General features: G+C 60.2%; 11 protein-coding genes. 10 read left to right on the top strand and 1 reads right to left on the bottom strand.

The annotated features are described in order from the left end of the window. Nucleotides 1-50: 50 nt before the first annotated feature. The 6 genes from AC6I7J_RS00290 (at nt 51) to AC6I7J_RS00265 (ending at nt 6770) form a co-directional block, all read left to right on the top strand. Complete coding sequence (locus AC6I7J_RS00290) at nt 51-1076, top strand: LacI family DNA-binding transcriptional regulator (RefSeq protein WP_058758181.1); 1026 nt, start codon at nt 51-53, stop codon at nt 1074-1076. 158 nt (nt 1077-1234) lie between these two features. Further along, a complete protein-coding gene (locus AC6I7J_RS00285) occupies nt 1235-1984 on the top strand; it encodes a sugar phosphate isomerase/epimerase family protein (RefSeq protein WP_058781875.1) in 750 nt (249 codons plus the stop codon). A 10-nt stretch (nt 1985-1994) separates the two neighbouring features. Beyond that, nucleotides 1995-2942 (top strand): sugar kinase, encoded by a 948-nt coding sequence (locus AC6I7J_RS00280; RefSeq protein ID WP_058758183.1) that lies wholly within the window; start codon nt 1995-1997, stop codon nt 2940-2942. Between the two features lie 175 nt (nt 2943-3117). Beyond that, nucleotides 3118-4401: an MFS transporter gene (locus AC6I7J_RS00275; RefSeq protein WP_021506893.1), complete on the top strand. Its 1284-nt coding sequence runs from the start codon at nt 3118-3120 to the stop codon at nt 4399-4401. Between the two features lie 66 nt (nt 4402-4467). After that, a complete protein-coding gene (gene ghrB, locus AC6I7J_RS00270; protein WP_058770740.1) occupies nt 4468-5442 on the top strand; it encodes a glyoxylate/hydroxypyruvate reductase GhrB in 975 nt (324 codons plus the stop codon). Nucleotides 5443-5522: 80 nt separating this feature from the next. After that, on the top strand, nt 5523-6770 hold the full coding sequence (locus tag AC6I7J_RS00265) for a valine--pyruvate transaminase (protein WP_498006468.1): 1248 nt from the start codon (nt 5523-5525) through the stop codon (nt 6768-6770). Here the strand turns inward: AC6I7J_RS00265 and AC6I7J_RS00260 are convergent. Beyond that, nucleotides 6767-8212, bottom strand: a complete 1446-nt coding sequence (locus AC6I7J_RS00260; protein WP_498006466.1) for an aminotransferase-like domain-containing protein — start codon at nt 8210-8212, stop codon at nt 6767-6769. The two genes, AC6I7J_RS00265 and AC6I7J_RS00260, sit on opposite strands and share 4 nt — an antisense overlap. A 171-nt stretch (nt 8213-8383) precedes the next feature. Between AC6I7J_RS00260 and AC6I7J_RS00255 the strand changes: the two genes are divergently transcribed. Genes AC6I7J_RS00255 through AC6I7J_RS00240 form a run of 4 tightly spaced genes read left to right on the top strand, consistent with a single transcriptional unit; the run spans nt 8384 to nt 12648 of the window. Continuing rightward, entirely contained in the window at nt 8384-9850 is a 1467-nt protein-coding gene (locus tag AC6I7J_RS00255) for a hypothetical protein (RefSeq protein ID WP_058775613.1), read from the top strand. Between the two features lie 17 nt (nt 9851-9867). Then, a complete protein-coding gene (locus AC6I7J_RS00250; RefSeq protein ID WP_481657208.1) occupies nt 9868-11145 on the top strand; it encodes an ATP-grasp domain-containing protein in 1278 nt (425 codons plus the stop codon). Continuing rightward, nucleotides 11133-11843: a class II glutamine amidotransferase gene (locus tag AC6I7J_RS00245; protein WP_058781871.1), complete on the top strand. Its 711-nt coding sequence runs from the start codon at nt 11133-11135 to the stop codon at nt 11841-11843. The genes AC6I7J_RS00250 and AC6I7J_RS00245 overlap by 13 nt, the downstream gene beginning before the upstream one ends. 4 nt (nt 11844-11847) lie before the next feature. Further along, nucleotides 11848-12648, top strand: coding sequence for a 2OG-Fe(II)-dependent halogenase WelO5 family protein (locus AC6I7J_RS00240; RefSeq protein ID WP_159377278.1), 801 nt, complete (start codon nt 11848-11850; stop codon nt 12646-12648). Nucleotides 12649-12666 lie beyond the last annotated feature (18 nt).

Here is a 12666-nt window from a genome sequence, read left to right as displayed (position 1 = left end):
GTGCCGCGCTGTGATAGTCTTCGCCTGATGCAATTAATCAGGTGTATGTGATGAAAACCAGGCCGCCACGAGCCACAATCAGTGACGTTGCCCGCACGGCAAAAACCGGTAAAACCAGCGTTTCCCGCTATCTGAATGGCGAAGTTCATCTGCTTTCGCCGGATCTGAAAGCCCGTATCGAACAGGCGATTGCCGACCTCAACTACCGCCCCAGCCAGATGGCGCGCGGACTCAAACGCGGCCGCACCCGGCTGATAGGCCTGATCATTGCCGATATCACCAACCCCTACTCGGTGGATGTGCTGAGCGGCATTGAAGCCGCCTGCCGCGCGCGCGGCTTCACGCTGCTGATGTGTAACACCAACAACGAAGTTGACCTCGAACAGCACTACCTGCAGCTGCTCAGCAGCTATCAGGTGGAAGGCATTGTGGTGAATGCGGTCGGGATGCACGAAGAGGTGCTCAACCGTCTGCAGCAGTCGATGCTGCCAATGGTGCTGATTGACCGCAAAATTCCCGACTTCGCCTGCGACGTGGTCGGGCTCAACAACCCGGAGGCCGCCCGCATCGCCACCCGGCATCTGCTGGATAACGGCTATGAAGCGCTGCTGTTTCTCAGTGAACCGCTCGGCAGCGTCAATACCCGCCGCGAACGTCTCGCCGCCTTCTTTGATACCATCAGCGGCGCGCCACAGGTGGTGGCAGAGAATGCCGAAGTGGTGTTGCATCAGCCGGCGCAGCTGGAACAGGTGCTGCAGGCGTTTCATCAGCGCCATCCGGGCAAACGCTGCGCGGTGATGGCCGCCAACGGTGCGCTGACGCTACAGGTGGCGCGGGCGTTACAGCGCCTGACGCTGCGCTGGGGCGAGAGCATTGGCCTGCTGGGCTTTGACGAACTGGAGTGGGCGGCGCTGGCTGGCGTCGGTATCACCACGCTGAAGCAGCCCACCTGGCAGATCGGCTATGCCGCGCTGGAGCAGGTGATCGCGCGTATCGAAGGCAGCGAACAGCCGATTCGCGAGCAGGTTTTCTCCGGTGAACTGATTGTGCGCGGCTCCAGCCAGCCGCTGCGCTAATCCCGCTTTTCACGGCTCACTTCGTGAGCAGGATCATAATTCCGCACTCTGCTACTTTCCTTTGGAACCGGTTCCATTAAGCTTTTTACAGCACATTAACGTGCTGTCCGGCGCATAACGGTGCGGCGGGCAGCACAGCGAGACAGGCTGGAGGAAAGATGTCGAAAGCGGAAATTATTGTGGTCACGGCCGCCTACGGCGCGCACAAGGTGGCAGAACTGGGCGGCCAGGCAGCGCTGCTGCCGCTGATTAAAGCAGCCGGTGCCGATGGCGTCGAGATCCGCCGCGAGCTGTTCAGCGACGACGAATTGTGCCAGCTGCATACGCTTAGCGACGCGCTGCGTCAGCATCAGCTCAGCGTCAGCTATTCAGTGCCGGAAGCGCTGTGGCAGGCGGACGGTGCGCTCAATCCGCGTCTGGCGCAGTTCCTGCAGGAAGCTGAGCTGCTGGGCGCTCAGCGCCTCAAGCTGGCATTGGGTCACTATGTCTCGCTGGCCGATCGCCAGCTGGTCGAGGTGCTGGCCGCCTCGCGCGTCACGCTGGTCATCGAAAACGATCAGACGCCGGACAGTAAGCTGACGCCAATGCTGCACTTCTTCCATCACGCCTGCGATGCCGCGCTGCCGCTGGATATGACCTTCGACATGGGCAACTGGCGCTGGACCGGCGAAGACGCCCTGCAGGCAGCGGCGCAGCTCAGTCGCTACGTGAGCTACATTCATGTTAAGGCGGCGGTGCCGCACGGTGACAGCTTCCGCGCCATTGCGCTGGATGACGCCGACGACAGCTGGCGCACGCTGCTGCAGGCGCTGCCGGCCGATGCACCGCGCGGTATTGAGTTCCCATTAGCCGGCGCAGATTTACTGGCGGTGACCCGCCACTACGTCGATCTGCTGCGCGCGGTGTAAGGAGTTGAGCATGACACACACCTCTCAGCTGGATGTCGTCACCATTGGTGAGGCGATGGCGATGTTTATTGCCGGGCAAACCGGCGATCTCGCCGCAGCCGATCAGTTCACGAAGCGCATTGCCGGTGCCGAGCTTAACGTGGCGATTGGTCTGGCGCGCCTCGGTTTGCAGGTTGGCTGGGTCAGCCGCGTCGGCGACGACAGCTTTGGCCGTTTTACCCTGCAGCAGCTGGCGAAAGAGCACGTTGACCACCGCTGCGTGACCATTGATAACCGCTATCGCACCGGTTTTCAGCTCAAAGCGCGCGTGGACGACGGCTCCGATCCGGAAGTGGAGTATTTCCGTAAAGGCTCCGCCGCCAGCCACCTGTCACCGGATGATTTCGACGAAAGCTATTTCGGCAGCGCGCGCCATCTGCATCTGAGCGGCGTGGCCGCCGCGCTTTCCGATAGCTCGCTGGCGCTGGCTAAACATGCGGCGAAAGAGATGCGCGCCCGCGGCAAAACTATCTCCTTTGATCCTAATCTGCGTCCGGTGCTGTGGCGCAGTGAAGAAGAGATGCGTAAGCAGCTGAATTTGCTGGCAGAATACGCCGACTGGGTGCTGCCAGGTGAAAAAGAGGGGCTGATTCTGACCGGCTACCGTCAGCCTGAAGCGATCGCGGATTTCTACCTCGATAAAGGCGTGCGGGCGGTGGTGATCAAAACCGGCAGCGACGGCGCCTGGTATAAAACCGCCGCGGGCGAACAGGGCCAGATTGCGCCGATCCACGTGGAGAATGTAGTGGATACCGTCGGCGCGGGCGATGGCTTTGCGGTCGGGCTGATCAGCGCACTGCTGGAAGGGAAATCGCTGCCGCAGGCGATTCTGCGCGGTAACAAAATTGGTTCGCTGGCGATTCAGGTTGCCGGCGACAGCGAAGGTCTGCCGACGCGCGCAGCGCTCGGCGATTATTAAACAAACGCACGGACCCGTAGCGGCGCAATTTATTGCGCACATGCAGGACGCAACGTCGACAACGCGCGATGAATCGCGCCGCTACGATACCGTGCCAATACGTTAAAACTGTCTCTACACCCTAATTTCGAGACGCATCCACAGAATGCGCCCGCCTCAACCAGAGGAGTCACCCATGAAATCGCAGACAATCGCGCCAAAACGCTGGTGGTATATCATGCCCATCGTGTTTATCACCTACAGTCTGGCGTATCTGGACCGGGCGAACTTTAGCTTCGCCTCTGCCGCAGGGATAAATGAGGATCTCGGTATCACCAAAGGCATGTCATCGCTGCTCGGTGCCCTGTTCTTCCTTGGCTACTTCTTCTTTCAGATCCCCGGCGCGGTCTATGCCGAACGCCGTAGCGTAAAAAAACTGATTTTCTGGTGTCTGATTCTGTGGGGCGGCTGTGCCTCGCTGACCGGTATCGTCAGCAATATTCCGATGCTGGCCGCCATCCGCTTTGTGCTCGGCGTGGTGGAAGCGGCGGTGATGCCGGCGATGCTGATCTACATCAGCAACTGGTTTACCAAATCCGAGCGCTCACGCGCGAACACCTTCCTGATCCTCGGCAACCCGGTGACGGTGCTGTGGATGTCGGTGGTATCCGGCTACCTGATTAACTCCTTTGGCTGGCGCGAGATGTTCATCATCGAGGGCTTCCCGGCGGTGATCTGGGCGATTGCCTGGTGGTTTATGGTGCAGGATAAACCGGCCCAGGCCAAATGGATGAGCGACGAAGAGAAAGCGGCGCTGCAGGCGCAGCTGCAGAAGGAGCAGGAGAACATTAAAGCGGTGCGCAACTACAGCGAAGCCTTCCGCAACCGCAACGTTATCCTGCTGTGCCTGCAATATTTTGCCTGGAGCATCGGCGTGTACGGTTTCGTGCTGTGGCTGCCGTCGATTCTGCGTAACGGCACGCAGATGGGCATGGTCGAAGCGGGCTGGCTGTCGGCGGTACCGTATCTGGTGGCGACCATCGCCATGCTGGTAGTGTCGTGGGCGTCGGACAAGACGCAAAACCGTAAGCTGTTTGTCTGGCCGCTGCTGCTGATTGGCGCACTGGCGTTCCTCGGCTCGTGGATGGTGGGCTCCAGCAACTTCTGGCTGTCGTATGCGCTGCTGGTGATTGCCGGTGGTGCGATGTACGCCCCGTATGGCCCGTTCTTCGCCATCATTCCGGAGATGCTGCCGCGCAATGTTTCCGGCGGTGCCATGGCGCTGATTAACAGTATGGGCGCACTGGGTTCCTTCATCGGTTCATGGATCGTAGGCTATCTTAATGGGGCGACCGGCAGTCCTGCCGCCTCCTATGTCTTTATGGGTGCTGCGCTACTGGCGTCGGTGTGGCTGACGCTGATTGTTAAACCGGCGGCCAACAAAACGCCGCCGCCGATTCACGGGGCGAAGCACGCCTGAAAGCGTAAGCGATGACTTTTCCGGGCGACTCAGGTCGCCCGTCACACGTTCTACAGGGAGCAAATAATGAAACCTGCTGTGATTCTGTATAAGAGCCTGCCCGATGACCTGCGTGCCAAGCTGGACCAGCACTTCAGCGTCACGGAAGTGAAAGATGTCTCGCCGGAGACGGTGAAACAGCATGCGGCGCAGTTCGCCGCAGCGCAGGGTCTGCTGGGCTCCGGCGGCAAAGTGAATGATGAGCTGCTGGCCAGCATGCCGGCACTGCGTGCCTGTTCTACCGTCTCCGTCGGCTATGACAACTTTGACGTTGATGCGCTCAACCAGCGCAACGTTCTGCTGATGCACACGCCCACCGTACTGACCGAAACCGTGGCCGATACCATGATGGCGCTGGTGCTGAGCACCGCGCGTCGCGTCACCGAGCTGGATAAGTGGGTCAAAGCCGGTGAGTGGAAAAAGAGTATTGACGCTGAGCACTTCGGTATCGACGTACACCACAAGACGCTGGGCATTCTCGGCATGGGCCGCATTGGTCTGGCACTGGCGCAGCGCGCCCACTTTGGCTTCGGCATGAACATTCTGTACAACGCCCGCCGCCAGCATGAAGAGGCGGAAACCCGCTTTGGCGCGCGCGCCTGCGATCTGGAAACGCTGTTGAAAGAGAGCGATTTTGTCTGCATCAGCCTGCCGCTGACCGAGCAGACGCACCATATGATCGGTGCGGAACAGCTGAAACTGATGAAGCCGAGCGCGATTCTGATCAACGCCGGACGCGGTCCGGTGGTCGATGAGCAGGCGCTGACCGCCGCACTGAAAGACGGCACTATTCACGCCGCCGGGCTGGATGTGTTTGAAGTCGAGCCGGTGCCGGCCGATGCGGAAATCCTCACGCTGCCGAACGTGGTCGCGCTGCCGCACATCGGCTCCGCCACGCATGAAACGCGCTACGGCATGGCGCGCGATGCGGTCGACAACCTGATCGCCGCGCTGAGCGGTAAAGTGGAGAAAAACTGCGTTAACCCGCAGGTCCTGGCTTGATCGCACGGCTTTAGCCATTGCGCCTGCCGGTTGCGGGCGCTATGGTGGTCTTCCCCCTGATAACAATGTTTTTACCTCCTATGGCTTTTTCTCAGTTCGGTGACAAATTTACGCAACATTCCGGCATCTCTCGTCTGATGGAAGATATGGGCGAAGGGCTGCGCACGCCTGGCACGATCATGCTGGGCGGCGGTAATCCGGCGCAGATTCCGGCCATCAATGATTATTTCAGTCAGCTGCTGCTGCAGATGCATCAGGACGGCAAGCTGAACGAAGCGCTGTGCAACTACGACGGCCCGCGCGGCAAAGCGCTGCTGCTGGAGGCGCTGGCTACGCTACTGCGCGAGGAGCTCGGCTGGCCGGTAACGCCACAAAATATCGCGCTCACCAACGGCAGCCAGAGCGCGTTCTTTTACCTGTTTAATCTGTTCGCCGGCCGCCGCGCCGACGGCAGCAAAAAGCGCGTGCTGTTCCCGCTGGCACCGGAATACCTCGGCTATGCCGATGCCGGGCTGGAGGAGGATCTGTTCATCTCCGCCAAACCCAATATTGAACTGCTGCCGGAAGGCCAGTTCAAATACCACGTCGATTTCGACCATCTGCCGCTGAATGATGAGACTGGCCTGATTTGCGTGTCGCGTCCGACCAATCCAACCGGCAACGTCATCACCGACCACGAACTGCTGCAGCTGGATGCGCTGGCACAGCAGCACGGCGTCCCGCTGCTGATCGATAACGCCTACGGCGTGCCGTTCCCCGGCATCATCTTCAGTGAGGCACGTCCGCTGTGGAACCCCAACACCATTCTGTGCATGAGCCTGTCGAAGCTGGGCCTGCCGGGCGCACGTTGCGGGATTATCGTTGCCGATGAGAGCACGATCAGTGCCATTGGTAACATGAATGGCATTATCAGCCTGGCGCCAGGCAGCATCGGTCCGGCGATTGCTACCGAGATGATTGTGCGTGGCGATCTGCTGCGCCTGTCGCAGGAAGTGATTAAACCGTTCTATCAGGCCAAGGTTAGCGAAACTATCGCGATTATTCGCCGCTATATCAGCGAAGATCGCTGCCTGATCCACAAACCGGAAGGCGCTATCTTCCTGTGGCTGTGGTTCCGCGACCTGCCGATCAGCACCGAAGCGCTGTATCAGCGTCTGAAAGCGCGCGGCGTGCTGATGGTGCCGGGCCACTTCTTCTTCCCGGGGCTGGAACAGGCCTGGCCGCACACCCATCAGTGCATGCGCATGAATTACGTACCGGACAGCGACACGATTGAGCGTGCGGTACAGATTCTGGCGGAAGAGCTGGATAACGCCTGGAACGCTTAATTCGCGCTTAACGACAGCTGGCACCACTGCGCCAGCTGCTGAATCGCCTGTTCGACTTCGGCATTCCAGCCAAAACCGGCGTTGAGCCGGAAGCAGTGATCGTAGCGGTGATCGGTGGCGAAGATGTGCCCAGGCGCGATGCCGATGCCCGCGTTGCGCGCCTTGAGAAACAGCGCGCGCACGTTCAGTGCCTGTTGCGGCATTTCCACCCACAGCACGTAACCGCCCTCCGGATCCGACACACGCGTGCCCGCCGGGAAGTAGCGCAGCACCGCCTGGCGCATATGGTGGATCTGATTTTTCAGCTCGCGCCGCAGCTTGCGCAGGTGCGCATCGTAACCGCCGCTGCGCAGCAGTTCGGCAATCGCCGCCTGCGACAGCACCGACGTGCCCATGCTGGTGGTGTACTTCAGCGAGGCGATTTTGCGCATGTACTTGGTGCTGTGCACCCAGCCAATACGGATGCCAGGCGCCACGGTTTTGGAAAAGCCGCTGCACAGAATGGCATTGGGGCTGAAGGCGCGCATCGGAAACGGCCGGCGCTCGCCGAAAGCCGTATCGCCAAAGATATCGTCCTCAATGATCACCACATCATTCTCATCGGCCTGGCGCGCGATATACGCCTTGTGCTCGTTGGGAATACTTTTGCCCAGCGGATTATTGATGTTGTTGATGGTGAGATAGGCCTGCACCGCTTTACGCCGGAACAGCCCGGTGAGTTTCGCGACGTTGACGTAACCCTCCGGCCCGGCTTCCACTTCAATGACGCGCAGGTTGAGGTTGTGCAGCATCTGTAGCAGCACGAAGTAGCACGGCGACTCCACCGCCACGATATCGCCCGGCCGCGTGGTGGCGCGCAGCGCCAGCGAAATCGCCTCAATGCAGCCGTTGGTGACCAGGATGTCATCAGCGCTGATATTGCAGCCATAATCCACCGCGCGCCGGGCAATTTCCGCCTTGAGCGGCGCATAGCCGGTGCCTTTCACCGTATTACCGAGCAGCGCCGGTTTGCTGTAACCCATCTGCCGCATCAGCAAACCAATTTTTTTCACCGGATAGAGTGAGATGTCGCCGTTGGCCAGATCGAGCCGCACGCGGCAGTCCGATCCCAGCATCGCCAGGTGCAGTTCGGTTTGCTCATCCAGCGGCGCTACTTCGCGCGGCTGCTCGCTGAATACCGCCGGCACTTTTTTCTCTGTGGGACGCGGTGCGACAAAAAAGCCGGACTTCGGCCGTGCCACCGCGTAGTGCTCATCCTCCAGCGTGCGTAATGTTTTCAGCGCAGTGGTCATGCTGACGCGATACTGCGTCGCCAGCGTGCGCACCGACGGCAAACGGCTGTCGGGCGGCAGCGATCCGCTGTGAATGGCCTGTTTTATCTGCTCAGCGATCTGACGGTAACGACTGCTCTGACTCTCCTGTTCCTGCGTTTCACCCGCCATCTGTTCCACCCCATATCGTGCTGATCTGTGCGTATTCATCAGATTACATTCAAAGTACTTTAGGCTGCATCTGTTAATTCAGCTTCACGCAGCACCTTCGTGGCCCGTTTTCCAGCCCGTTGTCGCCCGCACGGCAGCGGCGATTTTATTAGCCAAAGGATGAAGTGAAAAATGAATAATCTGTCCGCGATGATGAGTGAAATTGAAGAATACCTGACGCCCGCGATTCTCGATTCCGCCCAGCACTGTGCTCAGCGACTGCTCGCCGCCCTGCCCGATCCCGACCATCCCGAACGTAACCGCGTACTGCTGGCCTATGGCGGCGGCAAAGACAGCAGCTATATGGTGGCCTACGTACGTTACATTCAGGGGTTAATCTGGCAACAGCGCAACAGCACGTTTCAGCTGCGCATCAGCACTAACCGCCATGCCGCCATGAACGATAGCGTGATGGAAAACATCGATCGCGTCTATCGTGCGCTGCGTATCCATGACGACGCGTTCACCGAGTGCCTGGTGACCGACGGGCTGCAGATTCGTCTCTTCGATCGCCATTTGCCGATGCCGCAGAGCGTGCGCCAGCAGAACCGCGACGATGTGCTGATGAATGGCCACCGCTTCCGTGCCGACGCGCGCTCCACCTTCTGCAACGCCTGCAACCTGAGTATGGTGAATTCGTTTGGCCTGGCGGCGCACTACGATGGCGGCGTCGATGTGATCATCACCGGCGATTCACCGCAGGAACAGACCGCTTACCTTGCGTGGGCGCGCCACCTGTCAAAACTGTTTGATGCGCCGATGGCCGATAAGTCGCGCGGCTTCAGCGGCTTTCTCCACACGCTGGACGGCGTGGCGGCGCGCTATTTCGCCGACATTTATGGCGCTGACCAGGTCACGCCGGCACATCGCATTACCTGGCAGCTGGCGCGCGACCCGCTGTTCTTCAACATCTATCAGGACACCGCTTATGAGGCTGGCGCGCACTGGGCGCTGCTGACCGAATTCATGCATTTCCGCTTCGACGAACTGATGTTCAGCTTCTCCGAGTCGGACTGCGGCAATCCGACATTAATGGCACATATTCGCGGTCTGCGTGCGGAGACGCTGTTGCAGCGCAGCTACGCCGAAGGCATTCGCGAATATGTGCGCTTTGCGCTCGGCCTGATGGTGCAGAAGGACTTTCCGCCGCAGCTGATCGATGAGATGGCCGCGCGCTATCAGGACGATGCCGCGATTGCCCGCGCACGCCAGCGCGCCGCGCAGTTCGCACTCGACGCTTTCGGCCTCAGTGAAACCCAGCTGGTATGCATGATCTATTCACCGTTTATCGCCGCCGGCCAGCAGCTGAAAGCCTGGCTGCTGCAGCTGCCGGCCGCGCCGGAAGAAGCCGCAGTGCGCGCCTTGCTGAGTGGAGAGAGCGAGGATGTGGCGCTGGCGCAGCAGCTCACGCAGCTGTCGGGCCTCAGCGTGGCGCAGATGCGGCACTGCTGGCGCAGCGCGGCGGTGAGTTCGCTGCTGGACGGCGCACGCGGCGATGCGCTGTCGCGCGTGTTGCGTTTCGACCCGCACAAAGCGGTGATTCAGGTTAACAACGGTGCGTTACAGGACATCGTTACTGAAGTGATTTCCGGGCGTTAACCCGGTAAGGCGACGCGATGAGAAAGATTTTTCTGCAGATTGGCGCCACGCGCGACGGGCAAAATCCCTACTGCGCGGTGGCAAAACGCGAAGGCTATTTTACCGTACTGGCCGAAATGGGGGATTTTGTCGACTATCAATCGCTCAGCATCGCCCTGCCGTTCGATCTGATTGTGCGTCTCGATCGCCCGGAAAATCCGTGGGATGTTCTCAATGCCTGTCTGCACGCCGGTTTGCTGGAGCATCCACAGGTGGTGCTGGCCGGTTTTGAGGCTTACAACGCCAGCGCTGGCCGGGTGCGTGAACTGCTGGCCGGCCCGGATGCCGGTCCGGGCTTCATCCCGCCGGATAAATATGCACAGCGCATGGCGCTACGCAAAGCCTGGCCGCGTTTTCCACAGCCGGAGTTTCGCTTCTTTGCCTCACCGCTCAGCATTGGCGACGCGCGGGATGCGCTGCTCTACCCCTGCGTGATCAAACCGGTCGACGGCGGCGGCGGGCTGGGCATCTGGCTGGTGGAAGAGGCCAGCCAGCTGGATGCGGTGATTGCCCGGCTGCTCGACACCATGAACTATGGCGGACGTGGCTTTACCGGCTTTATCGTCGAAAGCTGGCTGGCCGGCGACGAATATTCGCTGCAGGGCGTGGTGGAGAATGGACACGCGGTAGCGCTGACCTGCTGCCAGAAGGTGATTGAGCAGCATACCGAGGCCGACGGCTGTATCAGCTTTTACGAATCCGGCCATGTGGCGATGGCGGCGCAGCAGCTGCCCGCCGCCTTCACCAGCCTGATGAGTTTCTGCTGTGAAACCTTCGGCTACCGGCGCGGCGCTTTCCACATCGACTTTATTATGGTGAATGGCGAACCGCACTTTCTCGAAATGGGCTTTCGCCTGTCCGGCATGGGCGTGGTGAACCTGGTGGAAGAGGTCACCGGCATCAACTGGGCCGAGGTAGCCTTTCAGGTTGAAGCCGGACGCGGCCTGCCTGAACTGCACTTCGCCGCACCGTCACAGGCCGTCGGCCGGCTGCGATTGCGCCAGCGGCTGCAGTATGACGCCGCCGGGCGCTGGATTGCCGACCACCAGCGCGGCCAGCTGTTGCCACCGCTCAACTTACCGGCGCTGGAGGTCTCGCCGCGCTCATCGCTGTACGCCGATCTGACGCGCCACGCCGGGATTCTCGCCACGCTGCGTCTGCCTGCCGCCAGCCGCGACGAAATTCTGGCGGTGTTTCACGCCCTTCTTGCTGTTCCCGCTTTGACCTCACGGAGAGATTTACTATGTGCAGAATGATTCTGGCACACGGCCAGTTTGACGCCGCTGCGGTACTGGACGCCGCACGCGCCATGAGCTGCGGTGAAACCGCCGCGCACGATGGCCCGATTAAACAACATCCCAACGGCTGGGGCTGTCTGTGGCTGGAGCACGGTCAGATCCGTACGCTGCATGGCAGCGGCACCTTTGCCGAAGCACTGCCAGGCATTGACGTCACGCGCATGCAGCACAGCCGCTTTCTGGCGGTGCACGTGCGTCACGCCACGCTCAGCAAAAACCAGGGCATTGCGTTCTCCCATCCGCTGCGGCGCACCAGCGGCACCACCCAGTGGTACATGATGCACAACGGCTTTTTGCCGACCGTCTATGCGCAGCTCGGCATGGCGCAGTCGCGCTTTGATTCCGCTGAATATCTGGAATATATCGTCGACCGTGTGACGCCCGCCGATTTCACCCGCGACTATCTGCGCGAAAAAATGGCCCGGGTGGCGCCAGGTGGCAGCGCGGCAAACGCCATTTTCGTCACCCGCGAGAAAGCATGGGCGTGGCAATGGCATCCTGATGACACACCTTACCCCGACTATTTCACCCTGCATCGTTGTCAGCAGAACAACAGCACCTTTATCTCCTCTGAACCTGTTTCAACACTGGGCACGGCGTCAGCATGGCACCGTATGAGCAACCATGAACTTCATGAAATTCCTTTTGGAGAGTGAACCCATGGCCATTTTCAATCAGATTCGCGTCATTAACCCCAACATGTTCGTCGAAAGCACCTGGCTGGATGACATCGTCACCGCGCGCGTGCCGCTGCTGGTGCTGCGCAATTTCCTCACGCCAGAGGTGCGCAACGCGGTGGTGGCTGATCTCCAGCAGTGCCGCGAGCAGGTACGGGTTTCTCACTATCCAAATGGCGCGCTGACCACGCTCGGCCCGTATCTGGCGAAGCACACCGCCGCGCCGGAAAACTATTTCACCGAACTGCGCGACATCCAGCCGGCGCTGCCGGCCTCGCTGCACGCCCTGCGCGCGCAGATTTACCACTGGGTGCAGCATGCGCTGCGCCTTGAGAGTCTGCAAACCGCCACCGAACCGGCACTGGGTGATTACGCCGGCTCGATTGTGCGTTTCCACGCTGACGGCGTCGCTAATCCGCTGCATAACGACAACATCGTGCGCGATGCCGCTGGCAGCGGTCTGGCGGTGACGCACATTCTGCATCAGCTGAGCTGCGTGGTGTGCCTGCAGGAGTGCAACGCCGGCGGCGCGCTGCGCATCTTCAATAAGAAATGGCAGCCGGAAGACGAGCGCTTTAAAACGCCCGGCGAACTGGGCTACCAGAGCGGCGTCATCGCCGGCAGCGAGACCTGCGAGTTCGCGCCGCGCAGTGGCGATATCTATCTGTTTAATCCCGCGTTTTATCATGAAATCGATCGCGTAGAGGGCGACACGCGCATCACCATGGGCTTTTTCTTTGGCCTGACCGACAAAAAAATGAAGCACGCCATTGCCTGGAGTTAATCCCGGCCTTAGACGAGG

The sequence above is a fragment of the Type-C symbiont of Plautia stali genome, from assembly GCF_059730935.1.
The sequence above is the reverse complement of the archived record's forward strand: the minus strand, read 5'-3'. Positions and strand labels throughout refer to the sequence as shown.